Origin of the sequence: Methylovirgula sp. 4M-Z18 (genome assembly GCF_037890675.1) — a bacterium.
Lineage (GTDB): Bacteria > Pseudomonadota > Alphaproteobacteria > Rhizobiales > Beijerinckiaceae > 4M-Z18.
Genome location: NZ_CP149574.1, coordinates 4,587,626 through 4,609,211, shown reverse-complemented (window position 1 = coordinate 4,609,211; position 21,586 = coordinate 4,587,626). Strand labels below are relative to the sequence as shown.

General features: G+C 63.3%; 20 protein-coding genes. 8 read left to right on the top strand and 12 right to left on the bottom strand.

What is annotated here, in order from left to right:
• Window positions 1-26 precede the first annotated feature (26 nt).
• Together ccmA and ccmB are read left to right on the top strand one after the other, a co-directional pair.
• Window positions 27-656 carry a heme ABC exporter ATP-binding protein CcmA gene (gene ccmA, locus V9T28_RS21335; RefSeq protein ID WP_339071792.1) on the top strand — a complete coding sequence of 210 codons (630 nt, stop codon included), beginning with the start codon at window positions 27-29 and terminating at the stop codon, window positions 654-656.
• A gap of 109 nt (window positions 657-765) precedes the next feature.
• On the top strand, window positions 766-1,431 hold the full coding sequence (gene ccmB, locus V9T28_RS21330) for a heme exporter protein CcmB (protein ID WP_116401134.1): 666 nt from the start codon (window positions 766-768) through the stop codon (window positions 1,429-1,431).
• Here ccmB and V9T28_RS21325 read toward each other — a convergent pair.
• Both V9T28_RS21325 and V9T28_RS21320 read right to left on the bottom strand, forming a co-directional pair.
• Window positions 1,428-1,883, bottom strand: a complete 456-nt coding sequence (locus V9T28_RS21325; protein ID WP_116401133.1) for a cyclic nucleotide-binding domain-containing protein — start codon at window positions 1,881-1,883, stop codon at window positions 1,428-1,430. The genes ccmB and V9T28_RS21325 overlap by 4 nt on opposite strands.
• A gap of 12 nt (window positions 1,884-1,895) precedes the next feature.
• Entirely contained in the window at window positions 1,896-2,582 is a 687-nt protein-coding gene (locus V9T28_RS21320) for a response regulator transcription factor (protein WP_116401132.1), read from the bottom strand.
• A gap of 123 nt (window positions 2,583-2,705) precedes the next feature.
• Here V9T28_RS21320 and V9T28_RS21315 point away from each other — a divergent pair, with 123 nt between their 5' ends.
• Window positions 2,706-3,260, top strand: a complete 555-nt coding sequence (locus tag V9T28_RS21315) for a L,D-transpeptidase family protein (RefSeq protein ID WP_116401131.1) — start codon at window positions 2,706-2,708, stop codon at window positions 3,258-3,260.
• 84 nt (window positions 3,261-3,344) lie between these two features.
• On the top strand, window positions 3,345-4,019 hold the full coding sequence (locus tag V9T28_RS21310; RefSeq protein ID WP_158554806.1) for an HAD family hydrolase: 675 nt from the start codon (window positions 3,345-3,347) through the stop codon (window positions 4,017-4,019).
• A 234-nt stretch (window positions 4,020-4,253) separates the two neighbouring features.
• Here V9T28_RS21310 and iolB read toward each other — a convergent pair whose 3' ends face one another.
• From iolB to V9T28_RS21285, 5 genes are all read right to left on the bottom strand, one after another.
• Window positions 4,254-5,072 carry a 5-deoxy-glucuronate isomerase gene (iolB, locus tag V9T28_RS21305; RefSeq protein ID WP_116401129.1) on the bottom strand — a complete coding sequence of 273 codons (819 nt, stop codon included), beginning with the start codon at window positions 5,070-5,072 and terminating at the stop codon, window positions 4,254-4,256.
• 212 nt (window positions 5,073-5,284) lie between these two features.
• Window positions 5,285-6,184, bottom strand: a complete 900-nt coding sequence (gene iolE / locus V9T28_RS21300; protein WP_116401128.1) for a myo-inosose-2 dehydratase — start codon at window positions 6,182-6,184, stop codon at window positions 5,285-5,287.
• Between the two features lies 1 nt (window position 6,185).
• A complete protein-coding gene (iolD, locus tag V9T28_RS21295) occupies window positions 6,186-8,033 on the bottom strand; it encodes a 3D-(3,5/4)-trihydroxycyclohexane-1,2-dione acylhydrolase (decyclizing) (RefSeq protein ID WP_116401127.1) in 1,848 nt (615 codons plus the stop codon).
• 82 nt (window positions 8,034-8,115) lie between these two features.
• Window positions 8,116-10,059: a bifunctional 5-dehydro-2-deoxygluconokinase/5-dehydro-2-deoxyphosphogluconate aldolase gene (locus V9T28_RS21290; protein ID WP_116401126.1), complete on the bottom strand. Its 1,944-nt coding sequence runs from the start codon at window positions 10,057-10,059 to the stop codon at window positions 8,116-8,118.
• 61 nt (window positions 10,060-10,120) lie between these two features.
• On the bottom strand, window positions 10,121-10,936 hold the full coding sequence (locus tag V9T28_RS21285; protein ID WP_116401125.1) for an SDR family oxidoreductase: 816 nt from the start codon (window positions 10,934-10,936) through the stop codon (window positions 10,121-10,123).
• A gap of 178 nt (window positions 10,937-11,114) precedes the next feature.
• Here V9T28_RS21285 and iolG point away from each other — a divergent pair, with 178 nt between their 5' ends.
• On the top strand, window positions 11,115-12,104 hold the full coding sequence (gene iolG, locus V9T28_RS21280) for an inositol 2-dehydrogenase (protein WP_116401124.1): 990 nt from the start codon (window positions 11,115-11,117) through the stop codon (window positions 12,102-12,104).
• A gap of 129 nt (window positions 12,105-12,233) precedes the next feature.
• Window positions 12,234-12,935 carry a transglutaminase-like cysteine peptidase gene (locus V9T28_RS21275; RefSeq protein ID WP_116401123.1) on the top strand — a complete coding sequence of 234 codons (702 nt, stop codon included), beginning with the start codon at window positions 12,234-12,236 and terminating at the stop codon, window positions 12,933-12,935.
• 51 nt (window positions 12,936-12,986) lie between these two features.
• Here V9T28_RS21275 and V9T28_RS21270 read toward each other — a convergent pair whose 3' ends face one another.
• Window positions 12,987-13,844, bottom strand: coding sequence for a MurR/RpiR family transcriptional regulator (locus tag V9T28_RS21270; protein ID WP_116401122.1), 858 nt, complete (start codon window positions 13,842-13,844; stop codon window positions 12,987-12,989).
• A 174-nt stretch (window positions 13,845-14,018) separates the two neighbouring features.
• Here V9T28_RS21270 and V9T28_RS21265 point away from each other — a divergent pair, with 174 nt between their 5' ends.
• Window positions 14,019-15,131: a Gfo/Idh/MocA family protein gene (locus V9T28_RS21265; RefSeq protein ID WP_116401121.1), complete on the top strand. Its 1,113-nt coding sequence runs from the start codon at window positions 14,019-14,021 to the stop codon at window positions 15,129-15,131.
• Between the two features lie 24 nt (window positions 15,132-15,155).
• Here V9T28_RS21265 and V9T28_RS21260 read toward each other — a convergent pair whose 3' ends face one another.
• The 3 genes from V9T28_RS21260 to V9T28_RS21250 all read right to left on the bottom strand — a co-directional run bounded on the left by V9T28_RS21260 (window position 15,156) and on the right by V9T28_RS21250 (window position 19,270).
• Window positions 15,156-17,156, bottom strand: a complete 2,001-nt coding sequence (locus V9T28_RS21260; protein ID WP_158554805.1) for a hydantoinase/oxoprolinase N-terminal domain-containing protein — start codon at window positions 17,154-17,156, stop codon at window positions 15,156-15,158.
• A gap of 197 nt (window positions 17,157-17,353) precedes the next feature.
• Window positions 17,354-18,730: a leucyl aminopeptidase family protein gene (locus V9T28_RS21255; RefSeq protein ID WP_116401119.1), complete on the bottom strand. Its 1,377-nt coding sequence runs from the start codon at window positions 18,728-18,730 to the stop codon at window positions 17,354-17,356.
• A 27-nt stretch (window positions 18,731-18,757) separates the two neighbouring features.
• Window positions 18,758-19,270, bottom strand: a complete 513-nt coding sequence (locus V9T28_RS21250) for an Lrp/AsnC family transcriptional regulator (RefSeq protein WP_116401118.1) — start codon at window positions 19,268-19,270, stop codon at window positions 18,758-18,760.
• A gap of 129 nt (window positions 19,271-19,399) precedes the next feature.
• Between V9T28_RS21250 and V9T28_RS21245 the strand changes: the two genes are divergently transcribed.
• Window positions 19,400-20,023, top strand: a complete 624-nt coding sequence (locus V9T28_RS21245) for a LysE family translocator (protein WP_116401117.1) — start codon at window positions 19,400-19,402, stop codon at window positions 20,021-20,023.
• A 3-nt stretch (window positions 20,024-20,026) separates the two neighbouring features.
• Here the strand turns inward: V9T28_RS21245 and V9T28_RS21240 are convergent, their stop codons facing one another.
• Complete coding sequence (locus tag V9T28_RS21240) at window positions 20,027-21,325, bottom strand: Hsp70 family protein (protein WP_116401116.1); 1,299 nt, start codon at window positions 21,323-21,325, stop codon at window positions 20,027-20,029.
• Window positions 21,326-21,586: the final 261 nt, after the last annotated feature.

Below are 21,586 nucleotides of genomic sequence, written 5' to 3'. Positions count from 1 at the left end.
ATTCCAGAACAAGAGCTAGGGCCCGATTGTCTGATCCATACCACGAAATGGCCTTGAACGTGACGGGCCTTGCCATTGAACGCGGCGGCCGGCGCGTCGTCAGCGATGTCGCCTTTTCGCTGGCGGCCGGTGATGCCCTGCTGATCACCGGTGCGAATGGCGCGGGCAAATCGACGCTGTTGCGGGCGATGGCCGGACTGCTGCCCATGGCCGCCGGGCGGATCGACTGGATCTTCCCGGTTGAGGGCCCGCTGCAGGAGGCCGCGCATTATGTCGGGCACAAGGACGCGCTGAAATCGGTGCTGACCCTCGCCGAGACGCTTCGATTCTGGGCGCGCGCGCTGGCGCATCCGTGGCGGACCCCGTTGCCCGTGCCGGAGGCGCTGGCGGAGGTCGGGCTCGGCGCGGCGGCGGAGACGGAGGTCACCTATCTCTCGGCCGGCCAGCGCCGGCGCGCGGCGCTGGCACGCCTGCTGGTGGCGCAGCGGCCGGTGTGGCTCCTGGACGAGCCGTCGTCGGCGCTGGATGCGGCCTCGCAGGGGCGGCTCGATCGGATGATGGCCACGCACCGGCAGAAAGGCGGGATCGTCATCGCGGCGACCCATCTGCCGCTGGGGCTCGAAGGCGCAAAAATGCTGCGACTGGGGGACGCGTGAGGGGGGCGAGAACAAATTTTGGGGCCGTGCGCCCTTCTCCCCGCGTGCGGGGAGAAGGTGGTCCGAAGGACCGGATCAGGCGCGCCCCAGCACTCTGGTTTTCTCTCCGATGATCGCCTCGCTCTTCTTGCGCGAACTCAAGCTCGCTAGGCGGGTCGGCGGCGGTGGGGTGATGGGGGTGATCTTCTTCCTCTGCCTCGTCACCATCGTGCCGTTCGGGGTCGGTCCGGATCAAAAACTCCTGGGCCGCATCGGTCCGGCGATTTTGTGGATCGCAGCCTTGCTCGCCTCGCTGCTCGGCCTCGACCGGCTGTTTCAGGCGGACGAGGAGGACGGGTCGCTCGATTTGCTCTTGATGAGCGGCGTGCCACTCGAATTGATCGTCGCGGTCAAATGCGCGGCGCATTGGGTCGTCACCGGCCTGCCGCTGGTCGTCGCCGCACCTCTGTTCGGCCTGTTGCTCGCCATCGACCCGCCGACGCTTGCAGGCACGACGGCGTCACTGCTGGTGGGAACGCCGGCACTCACCTTTCTCGGCGCGCTGGGGGCGGCGCTGACCGTGCATTTGCGGCGCGGCGGCCTGCTGCTCGCGATCCTGATCCTGCCGTTTTCGATCCCGACGCTGATTTTCGGCGTCTCGGCGGCAGCCGCAGCGGGAGCGCTCAGCCCCATGCCCTTCGCGACCCCGTTCGCCATTCTCTGCGCGCTGACCCTGATCGGCGCGGCGGTCGGCTGTTTTGCCGCGGCCATCGCCCTACGGGCGCTGCAGCGTTAATCCTCGAGCGCCCGCTGCCGCATCTCGTCGAGCTCGCGGGCGAAACCCTCCACCCGCTCCTGCATCATGTGCTGCAGGCGGCTCGCGGCTTCCGGATATTCCTTCAGCACGCGGTGAAACAGGGGCCTCGGCACGCGCAAAACAGTGGTCGGTTCCCGCGCCAGGGCGGTGACGGGACGCTCGATCGGCGTGAGCAGCGCGAGTTCGCCGACGAGTTCGCCGGCTTGCGCGATATGCGGCGCGGGGCCGCCGGTGTCATCGACTTCGAGCGCCAAGGCGCCCGAGATCACGACATAGCCGCCGTCCGCGCGATCGCCCCTGCGGAACAACACGTCGCCGGCGCGTAAAATCCGGGCTTCCGCCGCGAAGGCGATGAGCCGCAGCGCCTCCGTCCCCAAAGCTTCGAAGAGGGGAATCCGCGCCAGTTTGTCGATATCGTCCTGTAAAGCCATGCTGCGATCCGGTTACGGCACCAGCTTATAGCCACCCGCATCGGTTAGCAAAATCTGCGGTGTTGCCGGGTCGGATTCGATCTTCTGCCGCAGGCGGTAAATATGGGTCTCGAGCGTGTGGGTCGTGACGTTCGAATTATAGCCCCAGACCTCGCGCAGCAGGATGTCGCGCGGCACGACCTGCAGGCCGGCGCGGTACAAGAACCGCAGAATCGCGGTCTCCTTCTCGGTCAGGCGCAATTTGCTGCCCTTCTCGCTGACGAGATGTTTGGAGCTCGGACGGAACGTATAGGGCCCGATCTTGAACATCGCATCATCGCTCGCTTCGTGCTGGCGCAAATGGGCACGGATGCGCGCGAGCAGCACCGCGAAGCGGAACGGTTTCACCACATAATCGTTGGCGCCTGATTCGAGGCCGAGCACCACGTCCGAATCGGCAGTCTGTCCGGTCAGCATGATCACCGGATTTTTGAAACCGTTCTTGCGCAGGAGCTTGACCGCCTCGCGTCCGTCCATGTCGGGCAGACCAACATCCATGATCACGAGATCGGGCGGGTCGGTGCGCACGGCGCTCAGCCCCTTCGCGGCTGTGTCGGCCTCGGAAGCGGAAAATTCTTCATGCAGCGTCAATTGCTCGGCCAAGGCGGCGCGGAGATCATTGTCGTCATCAACAATCAAGATCTTGCGACTTTGGATCATTTTTTCCTCTTGGCTAAGCGGCACAGGCTTGAGACGACAGGCATTTTTGCCCAAATTACCGCAACATAACACAGCTTCGGCGCCTTTGGTCGCCTCCTTTTATGTGTTGTCAAGGGCTTATACATGACAATTTCGTACAGCTTGCCGCGCAAATCCGCCTTGCTTTGCCGCTTGCGGGTGACGTCGCTGCCGGGCCAGCGGGCGCAAGGACGCCTCACCGCCGGGGCTACGGTGATTCGCTGCGCGCTGGGGCCTGCTGGCATCGTCGCCACGAAACGCGAAGGCGACGGCGCCACGCCGATGGGGCGTTTTGCCATCCTTTACGGCCATTTCCGGCCCGACCAGAAGCTGCGCCCCGGCGGCCTCAACATGGTCCCGCAGCGGCGCGTGGACGGGTGGAGCGACGATATCCGCTCCGGTCAATACAACCGCCCCGTGCGCTTGCCGCACCGCTTGAGCCACGAGGCGATGTGGCGCAATGATCGCCTCTACGACACGGTCTTCGTGCTCGACTATAATATCCGACCGCGCGTCATCGGCCGCGGCAGCGCGATTTTCTTTCACCTTGCGCGGCCGGATTATGCGCCGACCGCGGGCTGCATCGCCATTTCAGCCCAGGACATGCGCCGGCTGCTGCCGCGCCTGTCGCGCCGCGCCGCGCTTTGCGTGGAAAAATGATGCAACGCACGGTTGCAAAATTGGCGCTCGCGCCGGGCGCATGAGCGCTTAATGTGCAGCCAATTTCCGTTGGAGAGAAGACCTTTGACCGCCAAACCCTGCCTTTTGTTCGACATGGACGGCACGCTGTCTGACACCGATGCGCTGCATCACGTCGCGTTCAACCGCGTGTTGGAGCCCTTCGACATCCATCTCGATTTCGACGCTTACAGGACGCAGATCCTCGGCAAGAGCAATTCGGAAATCGTCGCAGGGCTCTTCCCTGGGAAGGTTACGGACGAGCATGAGCGGCTGATCGATCACAAAGAAGCGCTTTTCCGCGAGATGGCGGAGACGTTGGCACCGATCGACGGGCTTGTCGAGCTGTTGCGCTGGACGCGCGCGCAAGGCGTTCCGTGCGGCATCGTGACCAATGCACCGCGCGAAAATGCCGAACTGACGCTCGCGGCACTGGGCCTCGGCGACTATTTCCAGACTGTGGTGATCGGGCATGAACTGCCCAATCCGAAACCGCATCCGATGCCCTATGCGACAGGTCTCGCCAGTCTGAACGGCGACATCGACCGCAGTCTCGCCTTCGAGGATTCGCCGACCGGCGTGACATCGGCCGCAACGGCAGGGCTGAAGACGATCGGCCTCACCACATCTTTCTCGGAAGAGGCCTTGCAAGGCAAAGGCGCGTTCATCGGCATCAAGGATTACACCGATGCGCGACTGTGGCGCCTGTTGGAAGAGCGCGTACTGGCGAAGGTGGCCTGATATTTTATTTTTGACTGCCTCAACGATCGCGCGCGTCCTTCTCCCAGAGGGAGAAGGTGGCACGCGAAGCGTGACGGATGAGGGGACACGGAATCATCATTGGCTGGAGTCTTGCGGCGGCCAATCTCGCGAGGGAGTCCCCTCATCCGACCGACTTCGTCGGCCACCTTCTCCCACTGGGAGAAGGGCGCGCCGCGTTGTTGTACACCTCGCACGAACAGAATGAGAAGAGCCTCACGCCTTCATCAGCCACTCATGCGCCGGGTCGTTCCAGAATTTCCAGATGCGCGTCGGCCCCGCCATCACGTTCAGATAATAGAGGTCGTAGCCGTGCGGCGCGCCGACGGGGTGGTAGCCTTTGGGCACCAGCACCACGTCGCCGTCGCCCGCCGCGAGGGTTTCGTCGAGCGAGCGGTCGTCGGTATAGACCCGCTGCAGCGCGAAGCCGCTCGGCGGATTGAGGCGGTGGTAATAGGTTTCCTCCAGATAGCTTTCCACCGGCAGCATGTCGCGGTCGTGCTTGTGCGGCGGATAGCTCGACCAATTGCCGCCCGGAGTGATGACTTCCACCACAAGCAGGCTTTCGGCCGGTTCGGTCTCCGGCAGAATATTCCGGACGTAACGGGTGTTCGATCCCTTGCCGCGCGTTTGCTGTCCGACCTCACTCGGGCTGATGACACGGGCCGGCAATTTGCCGGTGCCCGGCGCCGCGCAGACGGCGATCTGGCAGGCGGTGGTCGCGGTGATCTTATAGGCCGATTTTGCCGGCACATAGACCGACCAGGGCGCGCCGTCGAACACGCTTTTGCGCTCGCCGAGCACGCCGAAATCCTGAAAGGCCTTGTCCTTGCCCGCGCCGATGCGTGCTTTCCCCGAAAGGATGACGAGGCAGACTTCCTGTTTGCCGGTCGGCTTTTCAACGACCATGCCCTTTTTCAAGTCGTAGACTTCAAAGCCGACATAGGTCCAGCCGGCATTGCGCGGCGTGACATTGTGAATGCGGCCATTCTTGTCCGGCTTTTTCGGATGGAGGAGCAGGGACGATTGGGGCATGGGGGGTCCTCGGTGCTTGATTCTTTCTCCCACTTCGCGGGAGAAGGTGGCCGACGAAGTCGGTCGGATGAGGGCGAGGCGACTGGTGAGGTCTAGACATCACTGGTGCGGAGCCGGATTTTGAAGGAAGGACGCACACCCAGTTGCAACTCCCTGATCCGCCTCACCGTGTTCGGCACCTTCTCCCGCGGAGCGGGAGAAGGACGCGCCCCTCACGCCAACCCGCCTTCCTTCAAATATGTTTTCAAATTCGCCACGCCCAGCTTCGCGTATTGCAGCGGGTTCGCCTTCTTCGGGTCCTGTTCGGCTTCAACGACAACCCAGCCGGAATAGCCCGGCAGCTCCTTGAATATGGCTACATAATCGACCGAACCGTCGCCCGGCACGGTGTACACGCCGAGCTCATCGCCCTTGCCAAGAATCGAATCGAGGAAACTCCAGTCGCCGGCTTCCGATTTGGCGCGGATGTCGGGCCGCACGTCCTTGCAATGCACATGGGTGATGCGGGTGCGATAGGTGCGGGCGAGTTCGGCCGGGTCTGAGCCGCCCCAGGCCGCATGGCCGGTGTCGAGCAGCAGGTTCACCGAGGGGCCACACGCCGCCATGAAGGCGCCGATATCGGCGCGGCTCTGCACGATCGTGCCCATGTGGTGATGGTAGCACAGCTTGAAACCTTCGGCCTTCAGCAGGTCGGCGAATTCGGTGATGCGCTGGCCATAGGCCGCCCAGTCGCTGTCCTGCATCACCGGCCGCTGCGACAAAGGCTTTGCCCGGTCGCCGTGGATAGCGTTCGACGTTTCCGCGACGATGAAGACATCGGTGCCCATGCCTTTGAGCAGATCGCGATGCGCTTGCGCATGGGCGAATTCTTCTTTCGCCGAGCGCTGCAGCAATTCGACCGAATACCAGCCGCCGATGCAGGCAAGATCGTAGGGCGCAAGCGCCGCTTTCAAAGCGGGCGCCTGACGCGGAAATTTGTTGCCAAGTTCCATGCCGACGAAGCCCGCTTCGCGCGCTTCCGTCAGGCAGGTTTCGAGTGGCGTCTCACCGCCGATCTCCTGCAAATCATCATTGGACCAGCCAATGGGATTTGCGCCGATACGAATAGACATCCTAATCTCCGATACGTTGGGCCAAAACGGCCTTTTCATATTTCTTGCGTGCGTCGCGCACCTGCTTGCGCGACGAGACTTCCGGCACCGCGACATCCCACCAATTGCCGCCCGCCGGCGTCGAGATCATCGGATCGGTGTCGATCACGATCACCTGCACGCCCTTTGCTTTTCGCGCTTTCGCCAGCGCGGTCTCGAGTTCGCTCACGCCACCGACTTTCACCGCGGTCGCGCCAAGGCTTGCCGCATGTTTCACGAAATCGACATTGGGTAGAACTTCATGCCGCGAGGTTTGCAACAGATTGTTGAAGGACGCGCCGCCGGTCGCGAGCTGCAGGCGGTTGATGCAGCCGTAGCCGCGATTGTCGTTGAGCACGATGATCAGCTTTTGCCCCAGCATCACAGCGGAGGCGATTTCCGAATTCATCATGAGATAGGAGCCGTCGCCGACGGTGACGATCACCTCGCGATCGGGATGGGCCATCTTCACGCCGAGCGCGCCGGCGATCTCGTAGCCCATGGTCGAATAGCCATATTCGAAATGGTAGCCCATCGCCTCTGAGGGGTTCCACAATTTGTGCATTTCGCCCGGCAGGCCGCCGGCCGCGCCGACCACGATGTCCGAAGGCTTGGCGCTGCGCTGCAAAGCGCCGATCACTTGTGCATCGGAGGGCAGGGCGGCGTTAGTGGGCGCGGTGAAGCCTGCCGCTTCCTGCACCCAATCGGCCTTGGCTTTGGCAACCGCATCGCGCCACTTTTGCGGTGCCGACCAGTTGCCGAGTTTGGCGTCGAGTGCGGCGAGGCCGGTGAGCGCGTCGGCGACCAGCGTCTGCGCGCGATGTTTGGTGGCGTCGAAGGCTTGCACGTTGAGCGCTAGGATCTTGCGCTTGGGGTTGCGGAACATCGACCACGACCCGGTGGCGAAATCGGCAAGTCGCGTGCCGATAGCGAAGACCACATCTGCTTCGTCGGCGAGAGAATTGGCCGCAGACGTGCCGGTGACCCCAAGGGCGCCAAGTGCGAAGGCATGATCGTGCGGCAGGCTCGATTTTCCGGCCTGCGTCTCGGCGACGGGAATGCCGCGCTTTTCGGCAAAGGCTTTCAGCGCTGCCTCGGCGCCGGAATAGAGCACGCCGCCGCCGGCGACGATATAGGGTTTCTTCGCCAATTTGAGCAGCGCGACTGCCTCGTCAAGCTCGTGCGCATCGGCCGGCGTGCGGCGCTGGCGATGCAGGCGCGGCGCAAAGAAACTTTCCGGATAATCGAAAGCTTCCGCCTGCACATCCTGACAAAAGGCGAGCGTGACGGGGCCGCAATCGGCGGGATCGGTGAGCACGGCGATCGCGCGGTTCAGTGCCGGCACCACATGTTCAGGCCGCGCGATGCGGTCGAAATAGCGCGAGACGGGTTTGAAGCAATCGTTGGCCGAGATCGTGCCGTCGTTGAAATCCTCGACCTGCTGCAGCACCGGGTCGGGCGCGCGGTTGGCGAACACGTCGCCCGGCAGCAGCAGCACCGGAATGCGATTGACATGCGCGACCGCTGCCGCCGTCACCATGTTGGTGGCACCGGGACCGATGGAGGTCGTCACCGCCATCATGCGCCGGCGACGCGAGGCCTTGGCATAGGCGACTGCCGCCAGCGCCATGCCTTGCTCATTGTGGCCGCGAAAGGTCGGCAATTCCTCGCCCGCCGCATGCAGCGCTTCGCCGAGCCCGGCCACATTGCCATGGCCGAAGATTGCCCAGCAGCCGGCGAACAAGGGCAATTTTTTGCCATCGATCTCGGTGAATTGATTGCTGAGGAACTTAACGACCGCCTGCGCGGCGGTGAGACGAATGGTTTTCATAACGAGCTCCCTAAAGGGACCGCGACCGTCCCGGTCGCATCTATCGATCCAGTGCATTGGCGACCGGGACGGTCGCGGTCCTTTATTGTCGTGCCTGCAACCAAGCCTGTACTAGGCGATCGAACGAATCCGCCATCACATGAATGGCCTTCTCGTCAGAAATCTGACCACTCAGCCATTGCTGCGCCGGTTCGGCAAAAATCGTGCGGCCAACGGCGAAGCCCTTCACCAGCTTGGTCGTCTGCGCCGTCTTAAAGCCGCGCGCCAAATCCTCTTCCGGCGCTTCGAGGCCGAGCAGCACGATGCCACGGCACAACGGATCGTTCTGGGCGATCGCCCTCTCGATATTGTGCCAGGCGGTCGCCGTGGCCTGCGGCTCGAGCTTCCACCAATCGGGCTTGATGCCGAGCGCATAAAGCCGCTCGATAATGCCGGAGATGCTGGTGTCGTCGATCGGGCCATGCTTGCTCGCGATGATCTCGACGAGCAATTCGCGGCCGAGCGCGCGCGCCGCGTCGTGCAGGCGGAGCAATTCGCGTTCCTGCCGCGCTTTCAAATCCGCCGGATCGTCGGGATGGTAGAAGCACAAGCACTTGATCGTATGAATGAGCGGCCATTCGTTGAGCTTCGCCGCGAGCGAGCCGCCGCCTTCGAAATCGAGCGGCCGCGAACCCGGCTCTTCGACCGGCCGGCCAATCCATAAATCGTGATCGGCGGCGCGGAACAGAGCTTCGCGGCCATAGGTGCCGTCGAGCAACGTGCCGAACGAACCGCGCGCGAGATGCGGATACCGTTTGGCCACATCGACGGTCGCCTGAACGGCGAGCAGTTTGAACGCCTTGATCTTATCGCGCGGCGCATTCACATCGTCGGCGATCTTTTCCAATTGCGCGCGATGATCGATCGCGAGCGCCATCAGATTGGGCGCGTGCGTCGTATTCACCGCGACCTGCGTGCGCTCGTCGCGCGTCGTTGCCCAGTGAATGTGGTTGAGCGCAGGATCCTGCCGCAAGGCGCGATGCGGCGAACCGTTTTTCAGGAAATAGTGCAACTCGCTTTCGGTGAGATATTCGACCGAGCACAACAGCCGCGACACGGCGAAGGCGCCGCCCGCATTGGCATAGGCGCAGCAGGTTTCCAGCGGCTCGTCACGCAGCCAGCCGCGCAGGAAGCCCGACATGAACGCGTCGCCGGCGCCGAGCACGTTGTAGACTTCGACGGGAAAGCCCGGCCCCTTGATGCCGTCCTCGATCGAGGCGGGAATGGCGCCGGTGAAGACGACGCAGCCCATCGGACCACGCTTGCACACGATCGTGGCGTTGCTCAGAGCGCGAATGGCGCGGATCGCTTCGAACGGCTCTTCCTTACCGCCGGCGATCATCAATTCCTCTTCCGTGCCGACGATCAAATCGCAGTCGGGTAAGATCTTCTGCAAATGTGCCGTGACTTCGGAGGAGGAAATGTAACGCTCCTCGCCCGCGCCATGGCCGGCGAGGCCCCACAGGTTGGGGCGGTAATCGACATCGAAGGCGACTTTGCGACCGTGCTTCTTGGCGTAGCTCATGGCAAGCTTTTGCGCCTCTGCCGCAGCGGGTTTCGCGAAATGCGTGCCCGTGACGACAATCGCCTTGGCGCTGGCGACATAGGCCTCGTCGATGTCGCTCACGTCGAGCGCCGAATCGGCGCAATTGTCGCGATAGAAGATCAGCGGAAAGGTCTTGTCGTCGCGGATGCCGAGCACGACCAGCGCAGTCAGGCGCTGCGGATCGGTTTTGACGCCGGTGACGTCGACGCCTTCGCGCGCGCATTGTTCGCGGATGAAGCGGCCCATATGCTCGTCGCCCACCCGCGTGATGAGACCGCTTTTCAGGCCGAGCCGCGCGGTGCCGATGGCGATATTGGTGGGACAGCCGCCGACAGCTTTCGAGAGGCTCGCCATATCCTCAAGCCGGCCGCCGACCTGCTGGCCATAGAGATCGACCGACGAGCGTCCGATGGTGATGACGTCTAGGGAGGGAGCGGTCATGGCGTCCTCATATTCTTCTCTGCGCCCCATGGCTAGGGCGGGCGTTACGATCGCAGCGGCGTCAGGCGGCCGGGTCGAGCGGCGGATCGCTCGCGCCCGCAACCGTTTGATCAAAGTCGACATTCGCGCCGGTCATCAAACCCGATTCGTCGGAGGCGAGATAGGCACAGGCGCGTGCGACCTCGTTCGGATCGATCAGGCGGCCGAAGGGGCGCGATTTGACCGCGTCATCTAGCCAGCCGTCCTGTGCGCCGTGATAGGTTTTCATGATCCGGTCTTCGCCGGGCGTCGCCATCCAGCCGATGTTGAGCCCGTTGACGCGGATGCGATAGCGCAACAGCGAATTGGCGACATTCTTCGTGAGTGCGCCGAGCGCGCCTTTCGAGGCGCAATAGGCGGTGATGAAGGGCTGGCCGCCATGCGCCGACATCGACTGGATATTGACGATCGAACCTTGGATCTTCTCGCGCTTCATGATGCGCACCGTATCCTGAATCAGGAAGAACGGCGATTTGACGTTGACCGCGAAGATTTCGTCGTAGCGCGCTTCGGTCGTGTCGAAAATATTGCCGCGATCGGTGAGGCCGGCCGCGTTCACCAACACATCGACGCGGCCAAAGGCTTCGTCGGCGACGGCAACGACATGGCGCGCTTCCGCCGTCTTGGTGAGATCGGCCTGCACGAAAACGGTTTTACAGCCCGACGCGCTGATACTGGCGGCGACCTTTTCGCCATTGGCCGCGTTGCGGCCGCAAATCACGAGCCCGGCTGCGCCGCGCTCCGCGAACAGACGCGCGATGGCTTCGCCCAAACCTTGCGTGCCGCCAGTCACGATGGCGATTTTGCCGTTCAGGCCGGCGGGGCCATGATAGGCCATGGACGTCTCCTCATATGGTGTTGCGGCGGTCGGTCATTCGATCCGCGTTTAAAAGATCGCTTGCCTTTATGAAACAACAATTCTATTTTTTGGTCAACATGGAATATTTGTTCTCTTTCGAGATTTGTCACTGGCGGCGGTCGAAGAGCGCAAAAGGCGTGTAATGGGAGGAGTTAACATGCGGTTTGGATTGATCGGGGCCGGGCGAATCGGCCGGATTCATGGCGGCAATGTCGCCGCGCATAAGGGCACGGAGCTTGCGCTTGTCGCCGATGCCGATGCGAAAGCGGCCGCCGACGTCGCCGCGCAATATGGCGCGAAAGTCGCGGATATTGCCGGCATCATGGCGGATAAAAACATCGATGCGGTCCTGATTTGCGCGCCGACCGACATGCACTCCGATCTCATCGAGCAGGCCGCGCGCGCGGGCAAGGCGATCTTCTGCGAAAAGCCGGTCGATCTGAACGCCGACCGGATCAAGGCCTGTCTGAAAGTGGTGAACGAGGCCAAGGCGCCGCTGATGATCGGCTTCAACCGCCGCTTCGATCCGAATTTCGCGGCGCTGCAGCAGCGCCTGCACAACGGCGCGGTGGGCAATGTGGAAATCGTCACCGTCATTTCGCGTGACCCCTCACCGCCCCCGGTTTCCTATATCGGCCGCTCGGGCGGCCTCTTCCGCGACATGATGATTCACGATTTCGACATGGCGCGCTTTCTGCTCGACGAGGAGCCGATTGCAGTCACGGCGGTCGGGTCCTCTCTGGTCGATCCGGAAATCGGCAAAGCCGGCGATGTCGATACGGCGGCCGTGCTGCTGGAGACGAAATCCGGCAAGATCGCGCAAATCTCCAATTCGCGCCGCGCCACCTATGGTTATGACCAGCGTATCGAGGTGCACGGCGCCAAGGGCATGATCCGCGCGGGCAACGTGCATGAGACGAGCGTGGAAGTCGCAACCGGCCAGGGCTTTACCGGCGATCCGGTGCAGAACTTCTTCCTCGAGCGCTACGCCAATGCCTACCGGCTCGAACTCGAGGCCTTCATCAATGCTGTGGAAAAAGGCGTCGCGCCGGCGCCCTCGGGCGAAGACGGCCTGCGCGCGCAGCTCATCGCCGACGCGGCGACGGAGAGCTGGAGGGCGAAAAAGCGGGTGGAAATCGGCGCCTAAAAGATCGGTGCTTTCCTTCTCCCCGGCTGACGGGGAGGAGGAAACGTCGTTAACCTTCCATTAAAGTTTAAGTTGAACCCTCCAACCGACAGGCGTTAACTCCTCGTTAAGAAACTGGACGAGGCGACCATGTTGCGTTGGGTCGGACTTTTGGCACTTTTGCTCTTCTGGGCGTCGACGGCATTCGCCGGCCCCGACCAGGACTCGGTCCAGACCAAGCTGCGCCACGTGTCGACGACGCAACGGTTGAAGCTGAACGATGCCATCGATTTCGAAACGGCGACGTTGAAACACTCGCAGGATCTGGTCGAGACGGGCGTGGCACGCATTCCCTATGGCTGGATGGATTTTTGCGGCCGTCGGCCGGAAGAATGCCAGGTGAGCGATTTGCCTGCCGCCGATATCAAGCTCACGCTCAACACCTGGCGCACGCTCGACCGCATCAACCGGCAGGTGAATGAAGAGATCGAGCCGGTCAGCAATCTCGACCATTGGGGAACCCTGGCGGACCATTGGGATTATCCGGTGGACGGCAAGGGCGATTGCAAGATCTACGCGCTCTACAAGCGCAAATTGCTGATCGATGCCGGCTTCCCGCGCCAGGCCTTGCTGATGACCATCGTGTGGGATCTCGACGGCGAGGGCCATACGATCCTCACGGTCAAGACCGACAAGGGCGAATTCATCCTCGACAATCTCGTCAACACTATCCGCGCCTGGGACGAAACCGGCTATGCCTTCGTCAAGCGCCAGTCGCAGGAAAATCCCAACGTCTGGATGTCGCTCGCTCCGCCGCACGACACGATGACCCACCTGGCGCAATCGAATTGATGTGACCTCCCGCCCTTCTCCCGCTTCGCGGGAGAAGGGCATAACCTCACTTCACCGCCGCCTTCCCCGCGCTTCCGCCGTGCCCACCGCCAGCGTCGTCGCCAGCGCGAATGTCGCTGCGAGCGAGCGGAAGGACGCGAAATTCGCTTCGGCCACTTCGAGCCACACGGTTGCGCTCGGCGCCAGCGGCGAGAAGGCGCTGTCGGTGATCGCCACCACCGGCACGCCGCGCGCGTTCAATTCGCGCGTCAACTCCAGCGTGGTGGGGGCGTAAGGCGTGAAGCTGGTCACGAGCAGCGCATCCTTCTTCGTCGCGCTGCCGCATTGTTCCGGACCGAGCTGGCCGACCTGGTCGACGAGAAACGCCTTGAGGCCGAGATTGCCGAAAGCGTATGCGAAATAAGCGGCCACGGGAAACACGCGGCGGCTCCCGAGCAGATAGATCGTGTCGGCTTGCGCGAGCAATTCCACCGCCTGATTGAGCTTGCCCGCATCCAAAGTCATGCGCGCATGGTCGAGCGAAGTCGCCGCCGATTGCGCGAAGCCCTGGAACAGCGCCATCGGCCCGCCGAGGCTCACCTCTTCGGCAGCCAGCGCGGCGACACGGTCGCGATAACCGGGGAAGCCCTCGCGCAGGCGGTCGCGAAAGACGCCCTGCAATTCGGTGAAGCCGGAATAGCCCAGGGTCTGGGCGAAGCGCACGAGGGTCGAGGGCTGCACTTGCGCCGTATCGGCAATCCCGGCGGCCGTGCCGAAGGCGACGTCGTCCGGATGCTCGAGCGCGAAGACTGCCACTTGCCGCAGCCGTTTCGGCAAGGCGTCGCCGCGGTCGAGAATCAGCGTTTTCAGCGCGTCGAAATCCTGCGGCGGTTCGTTTTGCAACGATTTTTCCGGTTTTGCATCGCTCATTCCAAAATCCCCTCCATGTCCTCCATAACATTTTGATGAACGGGCGGAAATGCGTGTTTCTGCAAGGGGCCTAGCTTGACACAGTCACAATGAAATGGAAGATTTATTCTAATAATCTTTCAAACGCACCAAATCATCCGTCGCGCGCATGCCCGACGCGGAGGAAACCCCGCCATGAAATCGCTCAATGTCGCCCTGATCGGCACCGGTTATATGGGCAAGTGCCATGCGATCGCCTGGAATGCGGTGAAAACCGTCTATGGCGACGTGGCGCGCCCCATGCTCGCGACCCTGTGCGAGGTCAGTGAGGATCTGGCGCGCGAGCGTGCAGCAGCCTTCGGTTTCGCGCGCGCGACGAGCGATTGGCGCAGCATTGTCGAAGATCCGGCGATCGACGTGGTGTCGATCACGACCCCCAACCGCTTTCATGCCGAAATGGCGATTGCGGCGCTCGACGCGGGCAAGCATGTCTGGTGCGAAAAGCCGATGGCGCCGTCGCTCGACGACGCGGTGCGGATGCAGGACGCCGCCGCGCGCAGCGGCCGGGTCGCCCTGCTCGGCTACAATTACATCCAGAATCCCGCCGTGCGGCACATGAAGAAGATCATCGACGACGGCGTGATCGGCGCGGTGCACCACGTGCGCATCGAAATGGACGAGGATTTCATGGCCGACGCGCAGGCGCCGATGTCCTGGCGCAGCGAAAAGGCCTCGGGCTATGGCGCCCTCGACGATTTTGCCGTGCATCCGCTCAGCCTGCTCTGGACCTTGTTCGGCGGCGCGACCCATGTCTTCGGCGACATGACCCGCCCCTACGCGACCCGTCCCTCGCCGAGCGGTCCGATCGCTGTGGAAAATTGGGATTGCGCCACGGCGCTGTTGCGTTTCCCCGGCAATATCAACGCCAGCATTCTGGTGAGCCGCGCCGCCTGGGGCCGCAAGGGGCGCATCGCGGTGCAGATTTTCGGCTCGAACGGCACGCTCGCCTTCGATCAGGAGCGGTTCAACGAAGTGCAGCTCTTCGTGCGCGACGGCGCGGAGGAGAACCAGGGTTTCCGCACCATCCTCATGGCGCCGGCGCACCAGCCCTACGGCATCTTCACGCCAGGCGCCGGGCACCAGCTCGGCTTCAACGACCTGAAGACGATTGAGTGCCGCGCGCTCATCGGCCTGATCGCGGGCGAGCAGCGCCTGGCGATCACTTTTACTGACGGCGGCCTGCAGATCGAACGCACGGTGCACGCCATCGCGCGCGCCGCGCAAGAGGGGCACTGGGTCGAGGTGTAGAGGAGAAGGCTGCGGTCCGTTCGATCAGGCGGTGAGCGGATCTCCCCAGCTTTCCACGAAGACCGTTGCGGCGATCAGGCCCTTGTCGCCGTCCATGCCGGGAATGTCGACGCGGTCCACATGGACATCGAGTTCCGGGTCGGCGGCGCCGGAATGGCGTGCGCCGCTGCGGGCGAGATCCGTCGCCAGATCGATCGCATAATCAAGCGCTTCGGTCGGCTCGGCAAAGGTTGCGGGCTTATCGTCGTGATGCACGCGCCAGATGCCGGGACCGGGCATAGTGAGCTCCAGCATGATGCGGGCCCGCACCACGCCGACGCCCGCGCCGACCGCATTGGCAACATCGCCATGGTCCGGCAGCACGATTTCGCAATGCAGCCTCTTGCCGACTTCGGGATAATAGACCGGCGCCGGGCCGCCGACCGCGACGACCGGGAATGCCGGGGCAATCGAAACCTTCAAATTGGCGAAGCGATGGCTGCCACTCACCACCGCCTGGACGAACGGGTCATCCAGCGCAAGCTCTCGCGCGCTCAACGTCTCGATCAGCACGCGGCCGGTCTTGGCGACAACGGCATCGACGATATCTTGCGCCAAGGCAAGCATGGGCGCTTCGTCGGTCTCATTCACGGCGGTCATGCGCCGCCAACGCAGCAACAGCGCCGCGCCGAGCAGCGCGGCTTCGCGCGACCATTGGCTTTGCAGGCGCAGGACATGGGCCGCGTCGCTGGGCGTGAAGCCGGCGATCTGCACCAGCCCGAGCGCGGCGAGGCGGTTCAGCGCGCGATGCGCCGCCGGGCTGAAGATGATGTCGCGCAGCGCGACAGGCTTGTCGCCGATGCTCGCGTAGACCTCCGCTTCGCGCGCGCTCAGCGCACCCATTTTCGGCGGCGCGATTTCGCCGAAAGGCTTGAGCGCGAAGCGCCCCGCATGCGGCACGTGATCGCGTTCGTTCAACTGCGCGCGCAACATGTCGAGCACGCGCGGATCGCGTTGGCCGAGCAGCGCCAAAGGCACGATGCGGTTGGTGCCGAGATCGACGCGGCCTTGGTCGTCGATATCGGCTTGCGTATCTCCGCCGAGGCCGAAGGTACGCATGTCGATGGCGCGCACCATGGTGCGCCGGCCGCCGACCACCGCGCCGGCGCGGTTGAGCTTGGGCCAGCCGTTTTCCAAAATCGCCACATCGGTCGTGGTGCCGCCGATATCGGACATGACGAAATTTCTGCGATTCGAAAGAAACTTCGCGCCGATGACGCTGGCGGCAGGGCCGGAGAGAATCGTCTCGATCGGCCGCTCGGCAATGACTTCGGCACTGGCGAGCGCGCCATCGCCTTTGACGATCATCAGGGGCGCGACGATCCTGAGCTGCGTCATCGCGTTGCGCACGGCCGCGATCAGCGCGCCGATGCGGCCAATGATGCGCGCGTTGAGCGCGGCGGTCAAAGCGCGGCGCGGCGCATCCAAGTCCTGTGCGATTTCGCTTGAGAGCGTGACGGCGCAGGATGTGAGCGCGCGGACGATGTCGCGCGCCGCATGTTCGTGCGAGGGATTGCGCACCGAATATTGCGCGGCAACGGCAAAGGCATCCACCTCATGCGCATGAAGACGGACGAAACTTTCGATTTTTTCACGATCTAGCGGCGCGACCTCGTCACCGGCGTGATTGTGTCCGCCCGGGATTTGCAGGATGCGCGCGCTCGGCACTGCGCCGCGCACGTTGGCGCGCTCGATCATCTGCGCATCGAAACCGATGAAGATCATGGCGATCTCGGAGCCGTGGCCTTCGACGATCGCGTTAGTGGCGAGCGTGGTCGACAGCGAGACGAGCGAAATGTCGGGGCCGGAGACTTGCACCTGGTTGCTTTTCAGAACGGCGGTCAGCGCCTCGATGACGCCGGCGCTCAAATCGCCCTTGGTGGTCAAGGCCTTCGCGCTTGCCACCACCTGATGCGCGCCCGCATCGATGATCGCAGCATCCGTATAGGTGCCGCCCGTGTCTATGCCGATGGAATAACGATGCATGGGAGAGAGCTTAGCAAGAGGATGGGGTATGCGCAGCGTAACGGACGAGGCAGATACGACTCGGTACACCGTCATTGCGAGGAGCAAAGCGACGAAGCAATCCATCCACCGATGAGCGGTCTTCGAATGCGGGACTCATGTGGCTACCCGGGGGACAACCGGGGATGGATTGCTTCGCTTCGCTCGCAATGACGGCTTCACCCATATCGCTTCGCCAGCAGGTCGAACAGCATGCGCGCCACTTGCACTTCGCCGCCTTCGGGGCGGCCGGGGCCGGCCTTCGGGTTCCAGGCGTACATGTCGAAATGCGCCCATGTGCCATGGTCGCCGACGAAGCGCTTCAGGAACAGCGCCGCGGTGATCGAGCCGGCGAAGGCGCTGTTGCCCGAATTGTTGAGATCGGAAATCTTGCCGTCCATCATCGCGGCGTAAGGCGGCCACAGCGGCATGCGCCAGACCGGGTCGGCGCTCGCCCTTGCCTGCGTGGCGACATCGCCGGCGAAGGTTTCGTCATTCGTATAGAAAGCCGGCAGATCCGGGCCGAGCGCCGTGCGCGCCGCGCCGGTGAGCGTCGCGAAATCCATCAGCAAATCGGGTTCGTCCTCGCTCGCCAAGGCGAGCGCGTCGGCGAGCACCAGCCGGCCTTCGGCATCGGTATTGCCGATCTCGACGCTGAGGCCGTTGCGGGCCACGTAAATGTCGCTCGGGCGAAAGGCATCCGATGCGATCGAATTTTCCACCGCCGGAATGAGCACCCGCAAACGCACTGGCAGGTCCGCCTCCATGATCATCGCAGCCAGCGCGAGGGCCGCCGCCGCGCCGCCCATGTCTTTCTTCATCAGGAGCATGCTGCTGCTCGGCTTGATGTCGAGGCCGCCGGTGTCGAAACAGACGCCCTTGCCGACCAAAGTGATTTTCGGCGCCGATTTGTTGCCCCAGCGCAGGTCGATCAGCCGCGGCTCCTGTGTCGCGGCGCGGCCGACCGCGTGAATGAGCGGAAAATTCTTCTCGAGCAATTTTTCGCCGCGCGTGACTTTGAGATTGGCCTCGTGCTCCTTCGCCAGATGCGCGGCGGCGTCCTCAAGCGCCTGCGGCCCCATGTCGTTGGTCGGCGTGTTGACGAGATCACGGCCGAAGGTCACGGCGCGGGCAATGCTCTCGAGGCGCTTGGCATCGACACCCTCGGGTGCGACCAAGCCAGCGGCCGAGCCGCCGCTCTTTCTGTAGCGGGTGAAATGATAGCTGCCGAGCAGCCAGCCAAGCGCGCCGAGCGCCACGTCATGCGGATCGTTGGAGAAATGGTAGGTGCCGACGGGGAGCAGCGCCGCGAGCTTGCCGGGCAGAAACCCATCGCGCCACGCCGAGCCGCTTTCCAGCCCCATCACGACCGCGCCGATCCGGCCCTTCGTATCGGGCACGACGATGTGCCGTCCGGATTTCGGCTCGAAGCCACATGAATCGCAAAACGTCCGCGCCTCGGCGGAGAGATTTTTCTTCACCTCGCTCCAGGTTTCGGTCGTGGCGAAGAAGATCGGGGTCGATTCAGGCGTTGGTTTGGCGAAATGCGCGGACATTGAAGTGATTCCCAGTTTTGGCGCAGGCTAATCCATGGGCGATTTGAGCGAAAGCGCCGTCTCGGGCAAATGGTCGAGCGGCAAGCCGCCCTCCGCCTTCACGGTCTGAATGGCGAAATTGCTGCGGATGTCGCTGACGCCGGGCAGTTTGAGCAGCACGTCGAGTAGAAACGTCTCGTAGGCCGAAAGATCCGGCAGCACAACCTGCAGCAGAAAATCCGACTGTCCCGAGACGAGGTGGCACGAGATGATCTCGCGCCGCGCCTTGACCGCCTCGCGAAACGCCGTGGCCGATTCGTCGTCGTGGCGCTGGACCTTCACCTCGACGAAGACCGTGAGGCCGAGGCCCAGTTCGCGCCGGTCGAGGCTTGCGTGATAGCCGCCGATCACCCCGGCATCCTCCAGGAACCGCACCCGGCGCAGGCAAGGCGAGGGCGACAGGCCGACTTTGTCCGCAAGCTGGACATTGGTGAGCCGCCCGTCCTGCTGCAGCGCCGCCAGGATTCGCCGATCGATCGCATCCAGTTTGATTTTTGGCATGGGCGACCCCGAAAAGATCAATATAGGACATAATCTGCCAATATTGAACAGTTTCATGGCACAGAACGCAAGGACCTGCCTGGCCCTCCGGTGCTAAATCAGAGCCAATTACCACCCGAGGAAATGGCCATGAACGATCTATCCCTTTTCATCGCCGCGCTTGCCGTCGCCTATCTCGTGCCCGGTCCCGACATGATCCTGCTGCTGGAAATGAGCGCCGCACAAGGGCGGGTCGCGGCTCTCGCCGGCGCTGTCGGCCTTGGCCTCGCCCGCGCTACCCATGTCACGCTCTCGGCGCTGGGGCTTGCCGCGCTGCTGCGCTCGGCGCCCTGGGCTTTCGAGGCGGTCCGGCTGGTCGGCGTCGGCTATCTGATCTGGATCGGCATCGCGATCCTGCGCAGCGGGGCGGTGCACGCCGGTCACGAGACTGCGGCGACACCTGCGCCGCGACGTCTGCGCGCCGCCTGCCTGCGCGGTCTGATCACCAATATTTCCAACCCCAAGGCGCTGCTGTTCTGTTCGGTGCTGCTGCCGCAGTTCATCCGTCCCGAGATGGGCCAAGTGCCGGGGCAATTCGCGCTGCTCGGCGTCCTTCTCGTCGGCCTCGGCGCGGCGTTCGATCTGCTCTACATCATGACGGGTGCCAGCCTTGGCCGCTGGCTCGCGCGCCATCCGCTGGCGCAGCGGATCCAGCGCTGGCTGTTCGCCTCGCTGCTGTTCGGTTTCAGCCTGCGCCTTGCCTTCACGCAGTAAAGTTTAGGCGACGGCGGTTTGCTGATCGACGCGGCGGTCGGCGGCGATCAGCGCGAGGCCGGAGGCGACCGATTGGAAGGCATGGCCGAGATGCATTTTGGCCTCGCCGAACCGCTCGGCAAAAATGCGCCGTACGGCGGGGACATAGCTCGTGCCGCCGGTCATGAAGACCGCATCGACATCCCCGTCGCCGATTCCCGCCTGGCGCAGCGCCTCCTCCATCGCGCCCTCGACGGCTGCGAGGTCGGCGGCGATCCAAGTCTCGAAATCCTGTCGCGTCACCGTGGCGTCAATGCGGATGCCTTCGCGATCGAAATGCAGTTGCGCTTTCGGGGCGGCCGACAATTGCGCCTTGACGTTGCCCACCGCCTGATAGAGCTCGAAGCCCAAGTCCATTTCGATGAAGTGCCACAGATCCTGCAATTGCTCCGGCACGTCGCTGTCGCGAATGAGCTTTTGCAATTCGCTGCGGGTCTGCGGCGTCTTCAGCCAGGACAGGCGATGCCATTGCGCGAAAGCGGCGTGAAAATAGGCCGGCATCGGCAGGCGCTTGTCATGCGAGCGATAGAACGAGCCCTTGCCGAGATGGGGCGACACCACATGATCGACGAGCCGGTAGTCGAATGTGTCGCCGGCAATGCCGACGCCGCTATGGGCGAGGGCCTGCGCCTGCAATTTACCGCCCGCATGGGAGAAGCGCATCACCGAAAAGTCGCTGGTGCCGCCGCCGAAATCGGCGACCAGAACTGTCTCGTCCCGCTTGAGCGCGCGCGCGTACCAATAGGCGGCGCCGAGCGGCTCATAGGCCAGCGTCACCTTCGGCAGGCCGGCCTGATCGTAGGCGCGGCGCAGACGCGCAACCGCGAGTTCCTCATCCGCCGTATCGCCGGCGAAGACGACCGGGCGGCCGGCCACAGCCGGCGTATCGGCAAAGGCCGCCGCGCCGCCATGATCGCTCAGTAAATGCGCGAAGAACAGGCTCACGATCTCCTCGATCGTGAGCTTGGTACCGTAGAGCCGGGTTTCCGAAAAGGCGGCGCTGGCGAGATAGGTCTTGATCGATTGCACGAAGCGATGGTCCTGCGCCGCGTCGAGCGCCTTCGCCAGGGCGGCGGGGCCGGCGCAATGGCCGAGCGAGGCGCGCAGCGGCCGGCCGATCTGCCAGAAAGCGAGAGCCGTGCGGAACGTATCGGTGGGGCCGCCATCCGCCGGCCAGGTGAAGCTCTTCACCTCGCCATTTGCTTGCGCGACGGCGACGACGCTGTTGGTCGTGCCAAAATCAATTCCGATGGCAAGTGTCATGTCTATCTCTAACGATGAGGTGAGGCCAGCTGCGGGGACTGGCCCAAATCGGCATGGGCGCCAAAAGGCGCAATCGATCGGTGATGGAATTTAAGGCCGCGGCCCTAACAGGAGGGGAGCCTTCTAATCCGATCCGGGGGCGATTTCAAACACCAAATCTGTTTTGGCGCGTGGCGAGACGCCCAAAAAATTCCGTATGGGAGGGCAGTATGAAATATGAAAATATAAATCAGATCTATGCGGCATGAATCCCTTCTCCCA